Annotated in this window: 27 protein-coding genes; 25 read left to right on the top strand and 2 right to left on the bottom strand. The window is 42.4% G+C overall.

Features of this window, described 5'->3' with window-relative positions:
• The 15 genes from VMW78_04050 to VMW78_03980 all read left to right on the top strand — a co-directional run.
• Window positions 1–901, top strand: a 901-nt coding sequence (locus VMW78_04050; GenBank protein ID HUV50176.1) for a pyridoxal phosphate-dependent aminotransferase, incomplete at its 5' end; no start/stop codon positions are given.
• A gap of 167 nt (window positions 902–1,068) precedes the next feature.
• Complete coding sequence (gene yihA / locus VMW78_04045; protein HUV50175.1) at window positions 1,069–1,707, top strand: ribosome biogenesis GTP-binding protein YihA/YsxC; 639 nt, start codon at window positions 1,069–1,071, stop codon at window positions 1,705–1,707.
• On the top strand, window positions 1,704–2,612 hold the full coding sequence (era, locus tag VMW78_04040) for a GTPase Era (GenBank protein HUV50174.1): 909 nt from the start codon (window positions 1,704–1,706) through the stop codon (window positions 2,610–2,612). Before yihA ends, era begins: the two co-directional genes overlap by 4 nt.
• Window positions 2,612–3,442 carry an ATP-grasp domain-containing protein gene (locus VMW78_04035; GenBank protein ID HUV50173.1) on the top strand — a complete coding sequence of 277 codons (831 nt, stop codon included), beginning with the start codon at window positions 2,612–2,614 and terminating at the stop codon, window positions 3,440–3,442. The genes era and VMW78_04035 overlap by 1 nt, the downstream gene beginning before the upstream one ends.
• Entirely contained in the window at window positions 3,439–3,765 is a 327-nt protein-coding gene (locus VMW78_04030; protein ID HUV50172.1) for an HNH endonuclease, read from the top strand. The genes VMW78_04035 and VMW78_04030 overlap by 4 nt, the downstream gene beginning before the upstream one ends.
• Window positions 3,766–4,016: 251 nt before the next feature.
• Complete coding sequence (locus VMW78_04025) at window positions 4,017–4,583, top strand: SurA N-terminal domain-containing protein (protein ID HUV50171.1); 567 nt, start codon at window positions 4,017–4,019, stop codon at window positions 4,581–4,583.
• Window positions 4,584–4,731: 148 nt separating this feature from the next.
• Window positions 4,732–5,295: a methyl-accepting chemotaxis protein gene (locus VMW78_04020; protein ID HUV50170.1), complete on the top strand. Its 564-nt coding sequence runs from the start codon at window positions 4,732–4,734 to the stop codon at window positions 5,293–5,295.
• An 18-nt stretch (window positions 5,296–5,313) separates the two neighbouring features.
• On the top strand, window positions 5,314–5,901 hold the full coding sequence (locus tag VMW78_04015) for a hypothetical protein (protein HUV50169.1): 588 nt from the start codon (window positions 5,314–5,316) through the stop codon (window positions 5,899–5,901).
• A 24-nt stretch (window positions 5,902–5,925) separates the two neighbouring features.
• Window positions 5,926–6,660 (top strand): CpsB/CapC family capsule biosynthesis tyrosine phosphatase, encoded by a 735-nt coding sequence (locus tag VMW78_04010; GenBank protein ID HUV50168.1) that lies wholly within the window; start codon window positions 5,926–5,928, stop codon window positions 6,658–6,660.
• An 89-nt stretch (window positions 6,661–6,749) separates the two neighbouring features.
• Complete coding sequence (locus tag VMW78_04005) at window positions 6,750–7,334, top strand: hypothetical protein (protein ID HUV50167.1); 585 nt, start codon at window positions 6,750–6,752, stop codon at window positions 7,332–7,334.
• Window positions 7,335–7,357: 23 nt separating this feature from the next.
• Window positions 7,358–8,731 (top strand): outer membrane beta-barrel protein, encoded by a 1,374-nt coding sequence (locus VMW78_04000; protein ID HUV50166.1) that lies wholly within the window; start codon window positions 7,358–7,360, stop codon window positions 8,729–8,731.
• A gap of 265 nt (window positions 8,732–8,996) precedes the next feature.
• Entirely contained in the window at window positions 8,997–9,566 is a 570-nt protein-coding gene (locus VMW78_03995) for a polysaccharide biosynthesis/export family protein (protein HUV50165.1), read from the top strand.
• Window positions 9,567–9,591: 25 nt separating this feature from the next.
• Window positions 9,592–11,127 (top strand): GumC family protein, encoded by a 1,536-nt coding sequence (locus VMW78_03990; protein HUV50164.1) that lies wholly within the window; start codon window positions 9,592–9,594, stop codon window positions 11,125–11,127.
• A gap of 5 nt (window positions 11,128–11,132) precedes the next feature.
• Window positions 11,133–12,368, top strand: a complete 1,236-nt coding sequence (locus tag VMW78_03985) for a CpsD/CapB family tyrosine-protein kinase (GenBank protein HUV50163.1) — start codon at window positions 11,133–11,135, stop codon at window positions 12,366–12,368.
• The gene (locus VMW78_03980) at window positions 12,352–13,899 is read left to right on the top strand and encodes a tetratricopeptide repeat protein (protein HUV50162.1); all 1,548 of its coding nucleotides are present in this window, start codon (window positions 12,352–12,354) and stop codon (window positions 13,897–13,899) included. Before VMW78_03985 ends, VMW78_03980 begins: the two co-directional genes overlap by 17 nt.
• Window positions 13,900–13,963: 64 nt before the next feature.
• Here the strand turns inward: VMW78_03980 and VMW78_03975 are convergent, their stop codons facing one another.
• Complete coding sequence (locus VMW78_03975) at window positions 13,964–15,136, bottom strand: hypothetical protein (GenBank protein ID HUV50161.1); 1,173 nt, start codon at window positions 15,134–15,136, stop codon at window positions 13,964–13,966.
• Between the two features lie 136 nt (window positions 15,137–15,272).
• Between VMW78_03975 and VMW78_03970 the strand changes: the two genes are divergently transcribed.
• From VMW78_03970 to VMW78_03925, 10 genes are all read left to right on the top strand, one after another.
• The gene (locus VMW78_03970; GenBank protein ID HUV50160.1) at window positions 15,273–16,538 is read left to right on the top strand and encodes an O-antigen ligase family protein; all 1,266 of its coding nucleotides are present in this window, start codon (window positions 15,273–15,275) and stop codon (window positions 16,536–16,538) included.
• A 186-nt stretch (window positions 16,539–16,724) separates the two neighbouring features.
• Window positions 16,725–17,078 (top strand): four helix bundle protein, encoded by a 354-nt coding sequence (locus VMW78_03965; GenBank protein HUV50159.1) that lies wholly within the window; start codon window positions 16,725–16,727, stop codon window positions 17,076–17,078.
• A 254-nt stretch (window positions 17,079–17,332) separates the two neighbouring features.
• Complete coding sequence (locus tag VMW78_03960; protein ID HUV50158.1) at window positions 17,333–17,713, top strand: hypothetical protein; 381 nt, start codon at window positions 17,333–17,335, stop codon at window positions 17,711–17,713.
• Window positions 17,706–17,924, top strand: coding sequence for a hypothetical protein (locus tag VMW78_03955; GenBank protein HUV50157.1), 219 nt, complete (start codon window positions 17,706–17,708; stop codon window positions 17,922–17,924). The genes VMW78_03960 and VMW78_03955 overlap by 8 nt, the downstream gene beginning before the upstream one ends.
• Window positions 17,925–18,292: 368 nt before the next feature.
• Window positions 18,293–18,526 carry a hypothetical protein gene (locus tag VMW78_03950; GenBank protein ID HUV50156.1) on the top strand — a complete coding sequence of 78 codons (234 nt, stop codon included), beginning with the start codon at window positions 18,293–18,295 and terminating at the stop codon, window positions 18,524–18,526.
• The gene (locus VMW78_03945; GenBank protein HUV50155.1) at window positions 18,517–18,963 is read left to right on the top strand and encodes a type II toxin-antitoxin system VapC family toxin; all 447 of its coding nucleotides are present in this window, start codon (window positions 18,517–18,519) and stop codon (window positions 18,961–18,963) included. Before VMW78_03950 ends, VMW78_03945 begins: the two co-directional genes overlap by 10 nt.
• 7 nt (window positions 18,964–18,970) lie before the next feature.
• On the top strand, window positions 18,971–20,107 hold the full coding sequence (locus VMW78_03940) for a transposase (protein HUV50154.1): 1,137 nt from the start codon (window positions 18,971–18,973) through the stop codon (window positions 20,105–20,107).
• Between the two features lie 88 nt (window positions 20,108–20,195).
• Window positions 20,196–20,933: a class I SAM-dependent methyltransferase gene (locus VMW78_03935; GenBank protein HUV50153.1), complete on the top strand. Its 738-nt coding sequence runs from the start codon at window positions 20,196–20,198 to the stop codon at window positions 20,931–20,933.
• A gap of 18 nt (window positions 20,934–20,951) precedes the next feature.
• Window positions 20,952–21,866: an FkbM family methyltransferase gene (locus VMW78_03930; protein ID HUV50152.1), complete on the top strand. Its 915-nt coding sequence runs from the start codon at window positions 20,952–20,954 to the stop codon at window positions 21,864–21,866.
• Complete coding sequence (locus VMW78_03925) at window positions 21,842–23,341, top strand: oligosaccharide flippase family protein (protein ID HUV50151.1); 1,500 nt, start codon at window positions 21,842–21,844, stop codon at window positions 23,339–23,341. Before VMW78_03930 ends, VMW78_03925 begins: the two co-directional genes overlap by 25 nt.
• Window positions 23,342–23,388: 47 nt before the next feature.
• Here VMW78_03925 and VMW78_03920 read toward each other — a convergent pair.
• Window positions 23,389–23,603, bottom strand: a 215-nt coding sequence (locus VMW78_03920; GenBank protein HUV50150.1) for a hypothetical protein, incomplete at its 5' end; no start/stop codon positions are given.

Here is a 23,603-nt window from a genome sequence, read left to right as displayed (position 1 = left end):
CCAGGTACTGGTATCTTCCGGGACATCTCCCGCCATGTTTATTATGTTTTCAGTTCTTTTAGAACCCGGCGATCAGGTCATTATTTCAGATCCGCATTATGCATGTTATCCTAATTTTATCAGGTTTGTGCAGGGTGAGCCTGTAATGATACCTGTATATGAAGAAGATGGTTTTCAGCTCAGACCGGAAGCTATAAAAGAAAAAATCACAGAAAGGACGCGGGCGATATTTATAAATTCCCCGTCAAATCCAACCGGCAATCTTCTATCTGAAAGCCGTATGAAGGATATTTCTTCTCTTGTAACGCCCGGATCATCCTGTATTATTTCGGATGAAATATATCATGGCCTGGTTTACGAGGGAAAGGAGCATTCTATTTTGGAATTCACGGATAATGCCTTTGTGTTAAACGGTTTTTCAAAGCTCTATGCCATGACAGGTCTCAGGCTTGGATATCTGATCGCGCCGAAGCTTTTCATGAGGCCCATTCAAAAGGTGCAGCAGAACTTTTTTATTTCCGCCAATTCAATGATTCAGAGAGCGGGAATTGTCGCGCTTAAAGAGGCGGGAGATGATATAGCGTATATGAAAGAGACCTATAATAAGAGAAGAAAATATATGATTGCCCGCCTGAGAGAGATGGGCTTTCATATAAGCGTGGAACCAACCGGAGCCTTTTATGTTTTTGTCAACGCAAAGCACATTTCCGGCGATTCATATAAACTTGCCTTTGATATACTGGAAAAGGCGCATGTGGGCGTGACTCCAGGGATTGATTTCGGCGAAAATGGTGAAGGATATCTCAGATTTTCATATGCAAATTCCATGGAAAACATTACCGAAGGAATGAACAGGCTGGAGAAATATCTAACGCAAGGAGAAATTTTATCTTTTCAATAGGTTGCCTTGCTACGGAGGGACTCGAAATGACAAGTTTTTGTGATTTTTCAGGAAACGTGTTAGGTGCTAAGTGTTAGGTGTTAAGAGCTTGATAAAATAGACAATTACTTTAACCTGATCGCTGATCTTTGTGCCTTTGTGTCTTAGTGGCTGAACTGTTACTTAATATGAAAATAAAGTCTGCTGAATTTGTTAAAAGTGCTGTTGAACCATCCAAGTATCCTGCAGCCGATTTTCCTGAAATAGCTTTTTCAGGACGTTCCAATGTGGGTAAATCTTCTCTGATTAATACACTCTTAAACCGGAAACATCTGGTAAAAACCAGCTCTACACCCGGGCGCACCCAGCTTATCAACTTTTTTTTAATAAACAGCGCTTTTTGTTTTGTTGATCTCCCTGGATACGGGTATGCCAGGGTCCCGGCATCCGTGCAAAAAAAATGGGGCCCGATGATTGAAACATACCTTTTGACCAGGAGGACATTAAAAGGGGTTGTGCTGATCATGGATGTTCGGCGCACACCGGGCATGAAAGAACTGGAATTTATTGCCTGGCTCAACAGCTTTGATATTCCACCCATCCTGGTACTGACAAAGGCGGACAAGCTTTCAAAGACAAAACAGATAAAGCAGAAGATTATTATAGCGGAAACACTTAATGTGGATAAAGATAATCTGATCCTTTTTTCTATAAAAACAGGTCTCGGGAAAATCGATATCTGGAATGCGATTAAGAGTTTGATAAGGATTGAGGGATTGAGGAATTTACAACCAAGTGAAGTAAACGCCTTGCAAAGTGAAGAATGAAAAATACAAATAATAGCCCTGATGACTTTAAATCCGGGTTTGTAGCAATTGTAGGCGCTCCTAACGCGGGAAAATCCACCCTTTTAAACCAGATGCTTGGCGAAAAGGTTTCCATAACATCAAAAAAGCCCCAGACTACACGTAACCGGATAATCGGGGTTGTGCACAGGCCCTGCTCGCAGATTGTTTTTATCGATACACCGGGCATGCACATGGCAAAAGGAAAGCTGAACGTCAGAATCGTGGATGTAGCCCTTTCATCCTTAGGCGATGTTGATATAGTGCTTGTATTAGTGGATGTGTCGAATCGGGACCCAATTTCAGAGGACTTTATTGTTAAGCAGCTTAAAAAAAAGCAAACAAGGGTTATCCTTGTGCTTAATAAGATAGACCTTGTGGATAAATCCATGCTTCTTGCCGTCATAGACAAATGGTCAAAAGCACATGCTTTTGAGGCTATAGTGCCTGTTTCAGCAAAACGCGGAGATCAGGTTGAAGCGCTTCTTGATTTTATGGAAAGCCTTTTGCCGGAGGGCCCGCCTTTTTTTCCGGAAGATACTTTAACAGATATGCCGCAGCGGTTTATTGCCGCAGAAATGATTCGGGAAAAGATTTTCCGTCTAACAGGTCAGGAAATACCTTATTCTACAGCAGTTACAATAGATTCTTTTGTAACAAAAAAAAAGGGAGAGCTTGTAACTATTAATGCTACTATTCATGTGGAGCAGGCATCCCAGAAAGGAATTATAATTGGGAAAGGCGGCAGTAAGCTGAAAACGATCGGCGAACAGGCGCGCAAAGATATAGAAAAAATGGTTGGGTCAAAGGTGTTTCTTAAGCTTTTTGTGCGTGTGCAAAAAGACTGGAGTAAAGACACCATAGCGCTCAGGAATTTTGGTTACTGATGATTGTGTCCTTTCATCCATTGTTTGAAGCAGATAAAAATATTATATGTGCCGGCAGAAACCCGGATAGCGGGGATCTTGCCGCCATAAAAGCCGCTGATGCGGTAATCCTGCCCCAGGGATGCTATAAATCCCTGTACAATATGGCCCGCGACAATTGCGCGAATATCTTCCCCAATTATGATGCAAGGTTTAAATATCCAGGCAAAATCGGCCAGACAAAGCTGTTTCAGAATAAAGGGTTTTTACTTCCGGAAACAGTGGTATTTCGCGATACAGATTCTTTTATCAATCATTATGGCGAATCTTCAGAGCGACTATCTCTTGATTTTCCTTTTGTATTCAAGTTCGACTGGGGTGGAGAAGGGGAAAATATTTATTTAATAAAGTCGGTTGAAGATCTTCAGGAGGTTTTGCAAAAAGCCTCAATATATGAAAACTCAGGTCAGGCGGGTTTTTTAATACAGGAGTATATTCCATCTCAAAACAGGTCATTAAGAGTCGTCGTCATAAACCGGAAGATAATTACCTACTGGCGTGTTTTGAAAAACAAAGAAGAATTTTGCTCCAATCTCTCAAAAGGGGCTGTTATAGATTTTGATTCAGATCCGGACTTGCAGGAGACGGCCGGTTTTTCGGTAAAAAATTTCTGCAAACAGACGGGAATAAACCTTGCCGGCATTGATATTTTATTTTCATCAGATGCTGCAATAAAAGAGCCGCTTTTTCTTGAGATAAATTATTTTTTCGGCAGGCAGGGCCTTGGCGGATCTGAAAAATATTATGAGTTGCTGGTGCCGGAAATAAGAGGATGGATAGAGAGCCTGTGAAACCGTTTGCATACGATTTAGACGAGGCGGACATAAAAAAGGAACGCCGCAAAGCAAGAGAGCTCAGGGTGTCTCAATGGTGGAAACGCCGCTGCGCGAAGGGTATATGTTATTATTGCGATCGCGCTGTTTCACCAAAAGAGCTTACCATGGACCATATTGTTCCAATAGGACGTGGCGGCAGGAGCACAAAAAGCAACGTGGTTCCATCGTGCAAGGGCTGCAACAACAAAAAAAAACAGCTTCTTCCCATGGAATGGGAGCAGTACTTAAATGACAAACAGAGTGGGAATGACGGTGTCGATCATAACCTTTTGATATGATCGACAAGTTGTTTCAGGTTACAGTGTCGCAGGCGGCATAATATAGCTTTATATATTTTGCGCTTGCATTCCAGCTGTCAAAATGGTTCTAATATATTATACAAATTTCCATTTTCTCTTTGAACTTTACTTTCCGCGTGTATCGTCCGTCCTGAGGAATTTAGGTTTGTAGAGCTATTGAATACTCTTTCAGGGAGCTTTGAGCGAGAGCCCCTTAGCATGAGGTGTTAAACAAGGAGGTAGCTGCTATCATGAAAAAAAGTTTTATTTATTTGCTTTTGCTCGTTTTATTCCTGCACCTTTTTTCCTGTACTCAGGAGCAGGAAAAGGAAGATAAAATACTGGCTGGAATAAATGATCGCAAACTAACCATTGATGAATTTCAATCTCAACTGGCGGCAGAGCTGGAGATGGATGAAGCCTGTAAATTGACCAAAGAAGTCAAAAAGGAATTTTTGGAAGAACTTATAAGAAAAGAGCTTCTTATCCAGGAGGCCAAAAAGTTAAAATTAGACAGAAAGAAAAAATTCATCAGGGCAATCGAACGTTACTGGGAAAGCACGCTTATAAGAGACTTGGTGGAAATGAAAGGTGAAGAAATCAGTAATAGAATTTTGATTTCCGAAGAGGAGATCAAGACCCGTTATAATGATATGAAAAAGCCGGGAAAGAAACTTCCTCCCCTTGATGGATTACGGGAAAAGATTGTCGAAGAACTCAAGGAAAAGAAAAAGACAGAAATGTTAAAAGAGTGGATTAACGATTTAAGAAAAAATTCAAAAATCGAAATTAACGAGAAACTTCTCTATAAAGATTAACCGGCATGCTTCCCGCAAGCCCTGCCCGGAAGGACGGGGCCAAGGGGTGCTATAACAAAATGGCCGTTTTCCTTACCTGGCCGCGAAGCACTGCCGTCAGGCAGAACCCTTGCCGGCAATGACGGGGAGGCTTCAAAAAGGAGGGGACATGTCTCAACAAGAGCGAATTTATAAAAGAAAGAACTATTTTATTAAAAGAGATTTTCAGTCTAAATTTATCCTGAAGTTCTGTCTCATTCTCTTAATCGGAACAATTTTATCCACGGGTCTGCTTTTTCTTTTTTCTCAGGGCACATTAACCTCTTCATTTGAGCAATCGAGACTGGTCATAAAGAATACATCCTTGGCCATTCTTCCCTCTCTTATTTATACCAATCTAATCACACTCGGGCTGATAACCCTGGCCACGATAGTAGTCACCCTTTTTGTTTCTCACAAGATAGCAGGCCCTTTGCTCCGTTTTGAAAAAGAACTGAAAGAAATAGAGAAAGGAGATTTAACCAAAAGCATAAAACTCAGAAAAAAGGATCAAATAGCCGACTTGTCCGGCAGTTTAAACACAATGACAGCAGGTCTGCATGAAAAGGTTCTGGATATCCGGACCGGGGTGGAAAATCTCATTGAATCGGCATCCAAACAAAACGCACCGCAAGAGTTAATTGAAGAGTTGAATCATCTACGCCAAACGATCGAAATGAACTTTAAAATCTAACATCGGGATGTCATCTTCATGCCGTTTAGAAATCTTTCCAAAACCCTTTTGTTGATCATAATATGGGTAAGCTTTTTTCTCCTCTTCCCGTACGGGTCGGTGCGTGGTGAAACAGCGAAAGATATCATCTGGCAGAAGATTGTGACCAAATACACCATTATATGTTATCAGACACAGGAAGACCTGAAAGAATTCAGCAAGCATGTGGATTATTACCCGGGGGAGTGGGGGATTAAACGGCTATTTCCCAGTTCGGATTCCAACGATCTCATAAATAACCTGAAAAAGAAGGTGGATGCCTTATATGAGAGGGTGCAGGAAATACTGGATATGCGCAAGAAAATGAAAAAAGTCACCATTAATATCTATAATAACAAGGAACAATTGCATGCCGCATATTTTGACATTTATAAAAAAAACTATCAATACAAAGCCTGGTATATATATGAATATCACGTTATATACGTAAACTTCGATGATATAAACGAAGGTATATTAGCCCACGAGATGGCCCATTCGATTATCGACCAGTATTTAACAGTTCGGCCGCCAAGAGTCACGGCCGAAATTCTGGCCCGTTATGTCGACAGCCATCTTTTTGACTAAGCCCCATGCGCCACGCCCATTACTATGATTGATATTCACGTCCATATTTTGCCGGGGATTGATGATGGTCCATCCACACTCAAGGAATCCCTGGAAATGGCCCGTATAGCCGTGGAAAATGGCACGCGGATCATGATTTCCACCCCCCACTGCCTGAACGGCGTGTACGTCAACTGGCGAAAGGATATCTTGTCTGCCTGTACGGAATTGAACTCGGCGCTAAAGAAGCACAACATCCTCCTGGCTGTGTTGCCTGGTTCAGAGGTCCGCCTGAGCCCGGAAATCATGGATGCACTTGATAAAGGCCGATTGATGACCATGAATGACATGGGACGATATATTTCTTTAGAACTTCCGGATCAATTCATCCCCAAGGCGATCATCGGTTTTATCAACCGCCTCAAAAATAGAAATATAACGCCTGTTATAACCCATCCTGAAAGAAATCCGGCCATTCAGCACGATGTTAAGTTATTATCCGATCTTATCTCTGCCGGCGCCCTTTCCCAGATAACCGCGGGCAGCCTCACAGGAGGATTCGGACAACAGACTTTAAAATGTTGCCAAAGGATAATTAAGCTGCAAATAGTCCATTTTATGGCTTCGGACGCTCATTCTCCTGAAGCAAGACCTCCCAACCTGCGCGCGGCTTTTAAAAATCTTTCTTATCTTGCTGGAAAGATCCGGGCAGAAAGGATCGTGTTTGAAGCCCCTCAAGCGGTTCTGGAGGGGAAGGAACTCCGGGCGTTTTTTTCTTGACAGCATAAAGACAAGTGATATTATGCATAAAAAAGTTGTAAAAACTGGGTGTCTCTCAACGCGGTATTTTTTTACAGGAGGTGCTTGATATGAAAAAATTTCTGAAAACCCACCATGCAAAAGACAAATTAAAAATATTCATCGTCGGTTTCCTGGCTATAATGTTTCTTGTTGTCCCGGTTCTGGCCCAGGAGATGTCCGCGGAAGAAAAGCTTGCGAAAGCCATGGAATTATCCACACAAGCTTATGAAATGGCGATCAAGGCGCAAGAGACCGGGGCTGTTGAACTGGCAAAAGAAGCCCTGGCCATTGCAAGTGAGGCCTCAAGGCTTATCGCCGATGTAGCCTCTTATGCCGGCGAAACCGGCAACGCGGAACTGGCACAGGCAGCGATGAACATGACCAGTAATCTCGACGCGGCTATCAATCAGATCAGGGCGGCAGCTCAATATATTGCTCAGACCAGTACAGACCCGGGTACCGTTGACGCTGCTAACGAGATTTTAGCAAAGGCCGAAGAGACTCAAAATTTAAACAACAACACCATGGCGATACTCATTGCCTCTGGCGCTGTTCCAGGACTGGCTGAAGCATACGAACCACCTCCCGGCTTTGAAGTTCCGGTCGATGAGGAACCCCCCATTCAGGATATAACGGCGGCAAGTCCGATATAAGCGCTATACTCAGGAGGACTCTTATGAAATTTGAACCGCAAAAGCGGGCTCATTCCCCGCAGTTTGTTGAAGCAAGGCGGAAATCCCGTCCTGTCGGGGCTGTGGAGTTAGCGAGCGAATCTAAAAACAGCAAACTTTCTTACGGTCGAAGATTCCAGGCAGCTTGTTGCGGGGAGCTTCAAAAAAGGCTGGTCGTTCTGATTGTATTGATACCGTTGCTATTATTTTTTTCCGCGACCAGCCTGAAGGCCGCGGATATAACAATCAAGCCAAGAATAGCGACAAGCTGGAAAACGGACGATAATTTTTTTAAGGCAGAGACCGGTGAAAGAAAGGTAGATACATACCTCGTTCAACCGGGGATTGATCTTGGTTTTGAAACACCCAGAACAAAAGTACTTCTTAACTATACCCTTAACGCATATTACTATGATGACAGGGATACGGTTCCGTCAGGTCAGCTGAAGGCGAATGATGACGATTATGTCGGGCACACGGTCGTTTTTAATTCCAGATACCGGGCTTTTGATCGTTTGCTGATAGGGCTGGATGATTCTTATAACAAGACACGTGATTCCGCGGATTCGGACAGATTAAGCAACGCCACGGACAGGGATAAGTACGAAGTCAACCGCTTGACCCCCTCGTTTTTTTACGATTTTGGGGCAAAATTCACAGCAGGCCTCCGTTATCGAAATACAACAATCGACTATTCAAAGAATGACAACGAGGATTCCATTGAACATCGGGGCATGTTCGATCTGATTTACAATTTTACACGCAAAACATCACTTGATCTTGAGTATCAGCACTGGAAGAAGGATTACGATAAAACCACCTCCGATTACACTTCGGATCAAATTCAAATGATTTTCAAAAAACAGTTCAACTATATTGAAATTAAAGCAGGGGGCGGATACCACGAACGTGATTTTGATGATCCCACTCTGAATAGTATTGATACCATGGCTTACACTATTAGTGTCAGAGCTCAGAATCCGCCTGCTCCTGAGACCAGACCGAGGAGCTATTTGGAGCTTTCTAGTGAACTGAACTTTAACGATCAGGGCGTTGCAGACAGTTATTACAAGGCTCACCGGTTTTCCGTGGATGCGGGGCACATTTTTCTGGAAAAGTTAAAGTTGGATGTCGGAGGATACTACCAGAATTCTGATTACGAAAGAACTACCGGACTTACCCCGGAAGGGACTACAGAATTTCGGGATGATGATACCTACTTTATTTCAGGAAGCATCGGATATATTTTCGCCGATTATCTTACATTGTCTGTTAGCGCTAATTATGAGGATCGGAATTCCAATCTGAGCGGCTATGATTATGACAACAAATCTGTTATGGCCACACTCGATTTCGGTTATGATATAGGCCGCAGATAGAGCGCGTTGAGTGTAGAACATGGCGCATAGAGCATGGTGCGATATTTATGCGCCATGCTTTTTTAATTTAATAGTATAGGAATTTCCTTTCATGAAATAACAAATCACAAATATCAAATAAATTACAACGACCAAAATTCCAAACCCGTATATGATCTTGAAGAAAGAACATTTCAATTCGCTAAAGTTGCCTGGGCTTTTCGTTAGATGTTTTGGTGATTGAATATTGGAATTTGGGATTTTATAGGTTCACATGGAGATAGTTTTGAAAAATGTTCAATATTTGTTGATTTTCCTTATATTATTACCCGCCCAGACGTGGTGTCAAGACAAGGCGCATCTCATCGGTTCCCAGGATGTGCTTACGCTTAGTATATATGCCGCCGGAGAGCTGCAGCAGGAAGTTGATCTGACCGTTTCAGACGAGAACATGGTCAATGTACCCTTCATCGGTTCGATTAAGGCGGAGAAGCTTACAATCAGTGAACTGGAAGCGCGGATTGTCGAGACCCTTAAAAAGGATTATTTTGTCGATCCTCAGGTGCATATATTTATCAAAGGGTACCACAGTCTCAGTAACTTTATATCAGTGGAAGGACAAGTAAAAAAACCCGGAGTTTATGACTATCAGCGGGGAATAACGGCTCTTAACGCCTGTATCGTGGCGGGTGGTTTCGATAAATTCGCCGCGCCAAACCGCGCCAGGATTATACGTAAAGAGAATGACGAACAGGTTATCATTAAAATCAACCTCAACGACGTTAAAGAGGGAAAAATCCCGGATATCGAGTTGAAGCCCGGAGACCTTATTCTTATACCGGAAACATGGCTGTGAGAGCATGGAGCATGGAGCGTAGAGCATGGCGTTTGCTGAACTTGGAGTAACAATGCTTAATCGAGAACCGGAACAATCCGTCCACCTCACCGAATATTACTACATACTAACAAAGCACAAACGGGTTGTAATAGCCTCTTTGATTCTGCTGGTGACCCTGACCATGCTCTTTACCTTTCAGATGAAACCGGTCTATCGCGCCACAGCGATCTTAATTATCGACACAGAGCAGAGCGCATCGCCCCTGACCGGCGAGAGGATGGATTACGAAAGCTATGCTTCTCAATCCCTGACCTTCAACACACATTTCAAGCTGATCACTTCCTATTCTCTCCTGCAAAAGGTGGTCAAAACCCTTAAACTGGAACAGCTTGACATTAAAGAGGGTATAGAGGTCAGCCCCTGGAAGGAACTTCTGACACAATTCAAAAAGAATATCCATCTCCTGTTCGAGAGAGAGGAAAAACCTCTTACACCCCAGGAAAAGCTGGCTGAACTCACGGAAAAACTGAAAGCAAAGATAGATATCGAAGAGGTAAGGGATACCCGCCTTTTGAAGATAAGCGTGGAAGATCATGATCCTGTGATGGCCAGGGATATCGCTAATACCCTGGCCGATTCTTATATCATTTTCAACATTGATGGCCGCCTTAAGTCCTCCCAGAACACCATGAGCTGGATGACTGATCAGTTGTACGAGACAAAGAAAAAACTGGAAGACGCTGAAGAGCAATTTTTAGCCTATAAACAGCAGGCAAAACTGTTTTCCGTTGAGGGCAAGCAGAAAGTCATTTCGCAGAAGATACAGGAATTTAACGATGCCTATCTTCAGGCCAGGAATAAACGGCTTGAACTGGATGCCAAACTGAAACAATTAGACGAGCTCGAATCAAAGGGGGATGTTTTTCGTGTTCGTTTCCTGATTGACAACGCTCTCATTGATAATCTTTACAGCCAGATGCTTGAGTCGGAAATGGAATTTTCTCACCTCAGCAACACTTACAAATCCAAACATCCTAAAATAATCCATGTCAAATCCAAAATAGATAAAACCAGAAGAAAGCTCAATGAAGAATTAAAAAAAGAGATGGAAAACCTGAAGGCTGAGCGGTCGGTATTACTGTCAAGAGAAAAAGTCATGGAGAAGACCATAGCCGATTTTGAAAACGAAGGCCTGGAAACAAATAAAAAGGAATTTAAATATACGATCCTTGAAAGAAATTTGGGAACAAACCAGAAGCTCTATGAAACCCTGCTTTCCAAGATAAAAGAATCCAACATAACCGGTAATATCAGCGTTTCAAATATACGAATCACGGAAGAGGCGGTGATACCCCAGGCGCCTATCAAACCAAACAAAAAACTTAATCTGATCCTGAGCATTATTTTCGGCCTGATGACCGGTGTCGGTATCGCTTTTTTATGGGAATACCTGGATCGTTCCCTGCGAACCGAGGAAGATGTCCGGAGGTATCTCGATTTACCGGTACTCTCCATCATTCCGATGGCAGATGAAAGTTCAAAGCTAAAAGAAATCTCAAGATCGGGAGTTCAAAGCTGAAAGCAATGAAGTCAAAAAAATCCTTATCCTGCAAATCACTTAATCTTTCACGGCTGTTCATGGATAATTATCCGGCAAAATCCCGATATGCCGAAGCATACCGTACCCTGCGGACCAATATCCATTTTTCCTTTATGGAAAAAGATTTTCAAACTCTTTTGATAACCAGCGCCGGTGAAGGTGAGGGAAAGACCAGTACGGTTGCCAATCTGGCCTATACCATGGCTCAGGCCGGAAAATCCGTCTTGATGATTGATGCTGACATGAGAAAACCTTTACTCAGCCGTCTGATTCCCTCCTATGCGTCCCAGGGCCTTAGCGGGTTGCTATCCGACGTCTTTGGCGCCGATGTCCGGGATGGCTCGCTTGATGAATACGGGATACACGATCTTTTAAAGCTGCTGTCCCTTAAGAAAAGTACCGGTCTTTTATATCTTTCCGATGGAAAGGAAAAAATAGAGCTTTTCTTTTTGCATGGTGAGATAATGGATCTAAACTGGCCGACCCGGCCGGATGAAAAAAAATTGTCCGCTGTCCTGCTCAAAAATAATTTAATTACCAGGGAACACGCCAAACTGGCCATTGATCGTCAGAAGGATACCGGATATAAACTCGGTTTCATTCTTGTCAGCATGGGGCTTTTGAGCAGAGATGATCTGACTATATATCTGACCATCCACATGATTGAGGGTCTCCAGATAGCGCTGCAGTTTAAAAAAGGAACATTTTCATTCAAAAAGCTTCCGGAATCCGATTTTAAACAAGCCTCTTTTAAGCCGGTCGATTTCTATCAGTTATACAGACAGGTGGTTAACGGGGAAGAGGAACTTTCTTATCTGCAGAAAAAAATCGATTCAGCCATTCTAAAGACCGATGTGGCGAATCTTTTCCTGCTGCCCGCTGGAAAGACCCCCCCTAACCCGTCCGAGCTTCTGGGTTCAAAGCGGATGTCTTTTCTGATCTCCAATCTGAAGAAAAGGTTCGACGCCCTGATCATCGATTCATCTCCCATTCTGCCGGCAAGTGACGCCCTTCTTCTGGTGCCTCAGACAGATGGTGTCGTTATGGTAGTCAAGGCAGGTCTGATAAATCGTGAACTGGTAAAAAAAACGGTGGATCAACTCCGGCTTTCACAGGCCAACCTGCTCGGTGTAGCTCTCAACTCGGTGGATATAAAAAGGGAGGGCTACTATAAAAATTACCACAAATATTATTCAAAATATTATGGGCACGAAGCATAGCGCCAAGCACTATGCGCTATGCCTTATGCGCTACGCGCTATGCGTTTTGACCCTGTTTGCGTTTTACAAACTTACCTTCCGGCTTATCTCGGAAACGCACATACATCGGGCCGGAAATCTTTTCAGGCAAGGATATTACGGCCTGACTCTCAACCACCTCAAAAAGGCGGATCATTACCAGCCCCGCGATTACAGGATACAAAAAGAACTGGGGAAAATATACTATAAACTGGCGGATTTGCAGCCGGAAATTAAGGGGGTATTTTTCTTTATAAATAAGGCAAAAGAGCGCTATCTTGAAACATTACGGCTCAACCCGCTCGACGCGGAAGCCGCCTATGCGTTGGCCAGGGGTGAGGAACGATTGGAACGCCTGGATCGACGCCTCCATCCTGAAGAGAAAAACAATAAATACAATCCCACGCGTTACTTTAAAGAGGCCATCCGCCTGAGACCCAATGGAATACTCTATCACTACGGTCTGGCACGCTACCTTTACCGCCAGGGGAAGAATGATGAACTTGTTTCGGTTGCAGGCGCTCTCACCCGTATTTATCCACCATCCTGTAATTATTTGAAAAAGGAGGATTTCTGGTCTCCATCGGTCAGGGAAGCATGCAAAAGCGGGCTTCAACAGGCCATAGACAGAAAAACATCTCTCAGGGATGCTCATAAGAACATGTCTCATATACTGGCTGAAGAAAAAGAATTAGACAGCGCCATATCCCATTACAGACAGGCTCTCAGCTATGGCGCATTTAACAATTCCGCCGGGGATTATATGCACCTTGGCCGACTCTATCTTAAGAACAGACAGAGCAAGGATGCGGAAAGCAGTTTTCTGAAAGGCCTGGAGCTAAGCAAGGCAAAGGAAAAAGATCTGGAAAGACTTTTCAGTGTCTATAAGAAAGAAGGCCGGCTCGAGGAATTTTGCGGGCTCTGCCGGGAAGCCGGCAACCGTTATTCCGGTTCTTCAAAAATGCAGACGCTTCTCGCCCGATCGCTGATCGATCTGAAACAGTACAGAGAGGCACAGCACATACTTGACGAAATTAACCGGAAAGAACCTTCGGCAGAGGCTTATTACTGGCTGGCCCGCATCGCGGAAACAGAAAATGACCGGGACAGAATGGAGCTGTCCATACAGAAGGCAACAATGCTTGATCCCTCCAACAGCCAATATCACCTGATTTTTTCTCAGGTGCTCAAAAAGCGTAACAAACTGGAAGGCGCTGAAAAGGAGGCGGGTCTCGCCATTAAACACCAGGCGGCCAAACCGTCTCCATGGCTATATAATCACAGGGCAGAGGTAAGGTGGTCCATGAAGGACTACATGGGGGCTTTCAGGGACTGGAGATTCGCAATAGTTCTGAAACCGGACAGGGCCTCTTTTTATGCGCAGGTTGCCGAGGTCTGTATAAAAATGGGAGACTGGCGACAGGCAATGGACTACTATCAGAAGGCTCTTAAACTCGATTCCGGAAACAAGCTATACCGGAAGAGATACCAGGATCTCAAAGCAGGAAGCTGAAAGCTGAAATATCAGCAATATTATCAATAAATACTATTGGTTATAAATGATTCGCGCGTGTAACTTAAGGGGCGGAGCTGTATGGGGCGAGCGCAAAGTTGAGAACCTCCCGGACTTTCTGTTCCTGTATGGCCGCCTCTTCTTCGGATGCATAGGCTCCTAACATGATATTGTAGGTCTCCGCTTCCCCGGATGAGGGAGAAAGAATGGCTAAGAAATGGTTTTTTCTCAGGGCATCGATTATCTTTTGAGAAGAAGTTAATCCCTGCCCGGAGTTGATCAACAGTGAAAACAGGAGTTTTACAGGGCGCGCGTCTTTGTGGATATCATGGCTTTGTTCCAAATTCTTGAGATAAGACCGACAGGCATTGAGGGATTTAAATCGTCCAATCATGAGCCGATACCAAAGACCTTTTGAGCCCAGGTCTACCAATGTGGCCAGACGAATGGTGCCGTCATCCGTTTTTTTATCAATAAATCTCTCGGCGCTATTACTGTTTTGGATCCGGACTGATGCAGCGTGAATGAGATACGGACTGTTTTCAAAAGGGACTACTTCAATTATCGTGAATTTCTCTTTGGCTGGGGCCGGTTGTTCCAAAACAACTTCAGGCTTGATATCTTCAGGTTGTTCCAAAACAACTTCAGGCTTGATATCTTCAGGTTGTTCCGTGACGGCGAGAACGGGGACGGTGTATTTCAGGGGAACGTCATCAATTATCTTCCTGACTACAATTTCCATTACCTCTTCGATCGCCGGGGCGGAAGGCCCTGTTTTCGCGGATGAATAGGTATAATTCATATTCCAAAGCATTTTGTTTGTTTCGGGTTGTATCAGCTTGGCATAAGCGCCAATTGAGGTGGGCAAGAAGCGTGTTCGATTTCCGAGATAAGCGTGGGTCACGGCAATCTCGAGAAAGGCATCCGCCTGGGTCTGGAGTTCTAATTTTGATATTTTCTTTTTCGAGGTATAGTCTTTTTGAACCAGGAAAAATTTTTTTCTCTCAAGGGAGGTTTGTGTGAATATTTCAGCAAAAAGAAGACCATTCGCGTTGCTATCTTTCGACACGATAACTACCGTCTTGATTTCGTCAAAATTGAATTGCGGATCAGCATAAGAGGACACATAGATCTTGGGGGCGCAGCCATAAAAAATCATCAGGCTTAGACCAGAAAGCAGAATGGCGAAAAAAAAATTCCGTGAAGTTCGTAGGTTTTTCATGTTATATCTCTCCATATGCTTATAGAAGATTTAATGAAATCCAGCGATTATTATAATAAATACAAACAGTAAGATATTATGTCAATGAAAAAGTGAAACATTCTTGACCGGTTTTAATCCAAAATGCAATATTTAAAATTAATAATTCTCAATGATAAACTATAACCTGTCAGCTATATCCCGGTATGCGCCACGCGTCACGCGTTACGCAATATTTGTTTTGCTCATCTTTACCCCGCTTGCACGAGGGTCTGTGCAGGGCTGGGCCGTAACCATTATCCAGATGGTCACCTTGATAGCCCTGAGCCTCTTTCTGCTCGAAAAGAGTCTGACATGGAACTGGAAATGGATAAAAACCCCATTGGACTTACCCCTCTTAATCCTTCTAATCCTTGTAATCCTTGCCACTATTTTCTCACAAAATAGAGGCATCAGCATCTGGTCCTTTATTCAACTACTCAACTATTTAACTATTTTCTATTTAACCATACACCTGATCCGTACCCGGTCCCAGTTCAAACAGATTATATATCTGATTGTCGGAGTGGCGACATTTCTTTCCGTGTTCGGCCTGTTTAAGAAATTCGGTGCCAATCCCTTCCCCTGGTGGGACTATGGCGATCTCAAATACATCCCTGATTGGGTGTCAGCCACCTACGGCAACCACAATCACCTGGCCGGATATATGGAAATGGCGATTCCCCTCATACTGGGCCTCTTCCTGTTGGGTTATAGAACCGGAAAGGTTTTTATCCTTTCTTACTTAACCCTCCTGACCCTTACTGCTTTAATCCTCAGTTTATCCCGCGGGGGGTGGATCGGTTTACTCCTGGGCCTGACCTTTATGGGTATTGTTCTCCTGACAAACCAATATTTCACCGGAAAGAAATTAATCGCGGTGCTGGCAGGCGGATTTTTAGCGGCGGCTTTCATTGTTCTGGCAAGCACTCCGGTAGTGGAACGTATCCGGACCGTCATGGAAAAAGAAGAAGAGACCAGCTTTCATTCCCGAATGATGGTTTGGGGAGGGGTCATGGAGATGATAGAAGATTATCCCCTGCTGGGAACAGGCCCCGGCACCTTTTCAACCGTCTTTACACAATATCAGCCGCCGGGATTGTCAAGTCGCTTTACCATGGCGCACAACGATTATCTCCACTTTATTTCAGAGGCAGGCCTTCCATTGATCGCCATCATAATCTGGATGATTATCGCCCTTTACCGAAAGGGATTCAGGAAGATGCAAAACCCCAGCCGTCTGGTTCGGGGGATTACCATCGGCGCCATGTCCGGGATAACGGCAATACTTGCGCACAGCATCAGCGACTTTAACCTGCACATCCCGGCCAACGCGCTGCTTTTTACCGTCCTTGCCGCCCTTGTAGCAGCGCCGCTCCCCATCGACAATGGACAATGAGCTACACCTCTAACCCAAAACTTTCTTTAACCCTTAACCCAAAACTCAAAACCCAAAACTCAACACTTTCTTCCAAGCCCTTAACCCAAAACTCAAAACCCAAAACTCAACACTTTCTTCCAAGCCCTTAACCCAAAACTCAAAGCCCAAAACTCAAAACTTTCTTCCTCTGGATAATTATAAATTATGGAAAAGAAGATAGATGAAAGGACATTTGATTTTGCGTTGAAAGTCGTTGATCTTTATAAATATTTAACAGGGAACAAAGAGTATGTTCTTTCAAGGCAGATGTTAAGATCTGGGACATCAATAGGAGCAAACATTCAAGAGGCTCAAGCAGCTCAAAGCAAAGCTGATTTTATTTCTAAAATGTCAATCGCTTCAAAAGAGGCAAGAGAGACAAAATATTGGCTTCGTCTCCTATCCAAATCCGACTATCTTAATGGATATTCGAGAAAAGCTGAAACACTTGCCGAAGTAGATTCAATAATCAACATCATAACAAAAATAGTAAAAACATCCTCTGAAACGCAAAAGTAATCACTCAAAACCCAAAACTCAAAACTCAAAACTTTCTTTAACCCTTAACTCAAAACCCAAAACCCAAAACTCAAAATTATCCTGTATCCTGCTCTTAGTGGTTCAAGAGCGTTTTTTCATTCAAAATTAAAAATTAAAAACTCAAAATTATCCTGGATGTCCCCCTGAGGCTCCTATGACGACTGTTGACAAAAAAGATGATTTGTATAATATAATACCAACATTATTCTTTCATAATTTAGGGAGAGTGAACCATGAAAGGCATGAAAGCAAAGAGAATAAGATTTAAGATCGGTAGTTTATGGGAAAGTCCAGCGCTACATATATTATTAACCAAAGAAAACGATGTAATCGTTGCCCGCTGTTTGGATTTTACAGTTTCTTCCCATGCTAAAGATGAGAAAGCCGCTTTAAAAGCATTAGCTGATTCTATAAAGGAATATGTTTTGACTGCGGTAGAAAACGATGCGATTAATACAATTTTCGACACAGCGCATGGTAAATATTGGAGGCTATATAACGAATTAGAAGCTAAACAGTCTTCCAGGAGTCTGAAGATGTCTATAAAAAAATCATTAATGTCTATTCCCAATGATAATCTCCAGCAATCAACTACCGAAATAAACTATGCCTAAGCCGTTAGAATTAAGGAAAGTAATAAAAACGCTCAAGATGTACAGCATTATTTATGTGACAGGCAAAGGCAGACACCCCAAATTTTATGATCCTGAGACACATAAGTCTTACCCCATCAAGTCGCATGGCAAAAAGACGCTTGTTTTGTCATATGCACTTGATGATCTGATAGAAAAATTTGATCTGCCCGCAGACGTTTTTGATAGATAATTTTATGCCACGCCAAAAATTTCTTTTTTCGACGTAGTCTGCTCTTAGTGGTTCAAGAGCGTTTTTTCACTCAAAACTCAAAACTCAAAACCCAAAACTTTCTTCCAAGCCCTTAACCCAAAACCCAAAACCCAAAACTCAAAACTTTCTTTAACCCTTAACCCAAAACTCAAAACCCAAAACTCAACACTTTCTTCCATGCCCAAAACCCGGAAGTGCCCTCTTGCTTTTTTGTGCCTTTTGTGAGAAATTAAAATAAAAATGAGAAACTTATAAACTGAAGGATGTTCCGGAAATGCCCGCAAGGCGGCTTTAAATAAAATGTCCGTTTTTACTTGACCACAACACAAATGAAAGGATGTGACAAAATGGAAACAAGAAGAACATCACTTTCCTATAGTGACTATGCAAGAGGAATTAAGTGTTTAAGCATAGATGAACAATTGACCCTCTTGGAAATCATATCAACCAGGCTCAAAAAATCCATCGGGAAAAGAAGAAAAAAAAGCAGTATTATGGAGCTTGAGGGACTGGGAGCCAATATATGGAAAGGTATTGATGCTCAGGATTATGTTCATAAGGAGAGAGAATCATGGGATTAGTCGATGAATTACGAGGGTTGAGGATTTGTATCGATACTGCTCCATTTATATATTTCATTGAAAAAAATCCTAAATATCTGAGCATGTTGCGACCGTTTTTTGCTGAAATCAATGCTGGGAAAATTGATGCGTTAACATCAACGATCACATTATTGGAGGTATTAGTCCTTCCATTCAAGACGAAAAATGAATCTTTGGCCGAAAAATACCGTGATATATTACTGTACGCTGAGGGATTAACAACTTTTGAGATTTTTCATGAAGTTTCAGAATTGTCATCGAAGCTTAGAGCAAAACATTCAATCAGAACTCCTGATGCAATCCAGATAGCTGTTGGGATAATATATGGCGCTGATGCATTTTTGACCAATGATTCCAGCCTGAAGAAAGTAAATGATATCAGAGTGGTGATACTTGAAGATTTTTTAGAAAAGTAACAACCCTATGCCACGCCAAGCCAGACTTGATGCTCCCTGTGTCTTGCAACACATAATGGCCCGGGGGATCGAACGCCGAAAAATCTTTTGGGACGATAAAGATCGCGCTTCCTTTCTTGAACGCTTGGCCATCATCCTTGAGGAAACCCAAACTCAATGCTACGCGTGGGCGCTGATCCCAAATCATTTTCATCTGCTTTTACGTACCGGGCCAATATCTCTCAGCACAGTAATGCGCCGCCTTATGACCGGATATGCAGTAACATTCAATATACGTCACAAGCGAAGCGGACACCTTTTCCAGAATCGTTACAAGTCGGTCATCTGCGAAGAAGATGCATATCTGCTGGAATTGACTCGGTATATTCATCTAAATCCGTTGCGTGCCGGCCTTGTGGAAGACCTGAATGCACTGGATAAATATCCTTGGTCGGGTCACAGTGTACTGATGGGCAAATTACAAAACCCACTCATCCCAAAATTAGAAAAAGAAGTTTCTTCCGCTGACAAGCGGATTGCTTTTTCACAGTTTCGTCCGGAAACTGTGAAAACAAAAATAAATCCTGCAAATCCTGTTAATCCTGTCAAAAAAGAAAAGTCTCTTGCCGAAAAGACGATTGACGAGGTTTTATGCCATTTTGGAAGCGCTCTAAATAACGCTCGGCAACATTATCGGGCATTTGTGGAAAAAGGAATAAAGCAGGGCAGGCGGCCGGAATTGCAAGGAGGAGGTCTTGTTCGCAGCAGCGGGGGTGACAAGGCAGGGTTGTTGGGGTTGAAAAAGGAAAACAGAGAAAAATCTGATCAAAGAATACTCGGTAGCGGTAGTTTTGTCAGCACAACACTTCAACAATCCGAGAGAATACTTGAAAAGAAATATAAGCCCAAACAAACCATTGATGATTTGATAGCTGTGGTAGCCGACAAAGTTGGAATCTCTCCGGAATTGATTTGCTCACGAAGTAGACAAAGAAAACCATCTGAAGCAAGAGCTATTTTTTCCTACTTGGCTGTTGAGGAAACAGGGTACCCGGCAGCCGATGTGGCAAGGTTTTTGGGTGTTAAACGAATGAGCGTTCACGAGGCCGTAATAAGGGGTAAGACACTATGTGCCGAGTACGCCCTTCTGGGGGCAGAAACGTGAATAACCTTACAAACCTGCCAGCGTCCCCCAGCGCCTATATGCCAGATCTCACTGTTTTTTTTAAAAATCATTGAAAGGAAGATGGAATATGATTTACACAATAAAAAAGATTATTAAGAAGTTCTTAAAACTCAGGACTCCTCCAGAGGGTGCTTTTCTTTCGTATCATTATCAGCGTCACAACCAACGGCGGCTAGAACATCTTGCCAGCTTGGGATTGAACATTGCTGGCTCTACCGTGTTGGAAGTAGGAGCTGGCATCGGGGACCATACAAGCTTTTTTATAGATCGGGGTTGCCAAGTCGTTAGCAGCGATGCGAGACAGGAAAATATAAAAATATTGCGTTCCCGATACCCTGATGTAAGGGTGTTGCATATAGACTTAAATAACCCTCCTGAAACATTTGATGAGGTATTTGACATCGTTTACTGTTATGGATTGCTGTATCATCTCAAAAATCCAGATAGAGGTATAGAATTCATGTCCCGTTGTTGCCGAAAAATGCTTTTCCTGGAGACTTGTGTTTCGTTTGGCGACGGAGATTCGCTTAATCCATGTACTGAGGATGCATTAAATCCAACTCAAAGTATATCAGGGGGGGGGTGTCGACCTACTAGAAGATGGGTGTATAACTATCTTAAGAAATACTTTAAATCCGTTTACCTGCCAATCACCCAGCCTAATCACGAAGAATTTCCTGTAGATTGGACTTTACCTCAACCTAATACCTCAATTTTGGCAAGAGCAGTGTTTATTGCATCGAGGGACAAAATCATTAATAAACTGTTGATAGAGGAGATTCCAATAAAACAGAGCAGACATTAACTCAGGAGGCATTATATAGTGAGTAATATTAATTTAGTCAACTTATTTCAAAAAGCCACTTTTTTTTCCAAGGGGACGCGATTTGAGAAACTAAGGAAAGTCCCAACAAAACTACTTTACTCGAAAATCTTAGAGGTGATTACAAAGCTGGATAAAAAAGCAATTAGGATTAGAGCCAAAACTTTTTGGGATGAGGATATGCTTGTAGCTATTCCGGAAAGAGTTTCATTAAGTATATATCGTTACGGATTTTTTGAGGAAGATTTAACAAAGATGATTTTGGAGTATTTGAAGCCTGGTATGACATTTTTCGATATAGGTGCACATTTTGGATATTTCACTTTGCTTAGTTCCGCTCTTGTCGGCAATTCAGGACGAACTCATTCTTTTGAGCCTACACCCAGCACATTCAATATATTAAAAGCTAATGTTTCAAATAAGGACAATGTAATTACAAACAATAACGCTGTGTTTTCTATGAGAAAAAGAGTTTTTATAAATGATTATGGCATTAAATATTCTGCGTTTAATTCCCTATACGATGCGAGATTACCGAAGGATGTTCTTGCAAAACTAAAAGTAAGAAAATATGAAGTTGAAAGTATTTCTATTGATGATTATGTGGAGAATAATGCAATTACACCTGATTTTATTAAAATAGATGCAGAAAGTTCAGAATTTGAAATTATTCTCGGTATGGAGAAAACTATTAATAAGTTTCACCCGATTATTACGATTGAAGTTGGAGATATGTGTGTGGAAGGTGTTCCCACAACTAAAGAACTTATAAATTTTCTTATAAACAGAGGCTATAAACCTTACGAATTTAAAGAGGGTGAAATTTTACAACATACTCCTAAGAATGAGCAATATAAGTATAACAATATACTTTTTTTACCAAACAAGCCATGTCAAAACGCCAGATCCTCATAAACGCAACCATGTCAGTAACGCAGATTGTAGTGATTAGCGTGGTACTATTTGTACTCTACAAATTTCTATTAAACACAATAGGTGTCGCGCAGTTGGGAATCTGGTCGCTTGTACTGGCAACGACATCGGTAACTCAAATTGCAAATTTTGGGCTTTCAGGTAGTGTTGTAAAATTTGTGGCAAAATATGTTGCCCGTGGCGAAGATGAAAATATCTCAGGCGTAGTTCAAACCGCAGCTCTTTCTGTAGCCGCATTTGGAGGTTGCGTTTTACTAATTGGCTATCCTATTGCCAAGTGGGTGCTTGGATTGGTCATTGAAAATCAACACCTTCCACTTGCATTGTCTGTTTTACCTTATGCCTTTTTAGCATTATGGAGTATGATGATTACCGGTATATTCCAAGCAGGCCTTGATGGATATCAGCGCATTGACCTCCGGAGCCTTCTTTTAATGGGCGGAGCAATCCTTCATTTGCTACTATGTTTCGTGTTTGCCCCGATATATGGACTTATTGGTGTAGCCTATGCCAGAGTACTGGTTAATGTGTTAATACTTATTAGCAGCTGGCTTTTACTAAAAAGATGTCTCCCAGTACTTCCTGTTTTTCCTTACAGGTGGAACAAAGGCCTGTTGAGGGAAATCATAGATTATGGTATAAACTTTCAGATTATATCAATAACCGCTATGTTGTATGATCCAGTTACAAAAGCACTTCTTAGCAAATTTGGTGGGTTGTCCATGGTTGGATATTATGAGATGGCGAGCAGAATGGTTCAACAGTTTCGCGCGCTTATCATATCGGCCAATCAAGTCCTTGTTCCTGCTATTGCGGATTTACATGAAAGGAATCAAAAACTTATTCAGGGCATTTATAAGGCATCCTATCGTTTGATTTTTTATATTGTACTGCCATTTCTTTCAATTATTATTGTACTTACGCCACTAATTTCTGAAATATGGATCGGTCATTATGAGAGCATATTTGTTTTTTTTGCTATATTACTTGCTGTCGGTTGGTTTTTAAATATATTAGCAGGCCCAGCATATTTTGCCAACTTAGGTACTGGTGATCTCCGCTGGAATACAGTGAGCCACGTGACAACAGCCGTGCTTAATGGGGGGCTGGGCTTGCTGTTTGGCATATATTATGGAGGTACGGGGGTTGTGATCGCTTTTGTATTTTCATTAGTTGCAGGAAGTCTTATCATACCTATATCTTATCACATCAAGTATAAGATTCCATTAAGAGAACTATTCCCAAGAGAAAGCATCATGGTAGGGTTAACGAGTGGAACAGGGATATTAGTTACCATGCTCCTGTATTATCAATTTCGCGCGTCGTGGTGCATTATGGCAGTGGCCAGCTTGGTTATACTGACATTTTCTTCTATCATATTTATTCCAATCTGGGTACATCCAATGCGAAAGCGCCTGACGGGATGGATCAATTATGAATTGTTAAATAAAAGGTAATCGGTGAACAGGTTAACGTATAGAGAGAGTCATTCCCCTCATTTTCACTATGTTGCCCCGGCAGGAGGATTGTTTGGGGACGCTATTATTCTCTTGATTTCCACTCTGACTTTCGTGGAATTCAGTCTGATAGGGAGAATATTCCTTCCCGAAATCATCTTGATCGTGATTCTGCCTTTCCTGCTTTTCTTTAAAGGGTGGATGCTCAGGGAACCTTTGCCAAAAAAACTGCTCTTCTTAGGTGTGCTCTGGTTGTTTGCAC

The organism is Anaerolineae bacterium (assembly GCA_035529315.1).
GTDB lineage: Bacteria > Desulfobacterota > Desulfobacteria > Desulfobacterales > ETH-SRB1 > Desulfaltia.
This window is presented reverse-complemented; position numbering and strand designations above follow the sequence as displayed.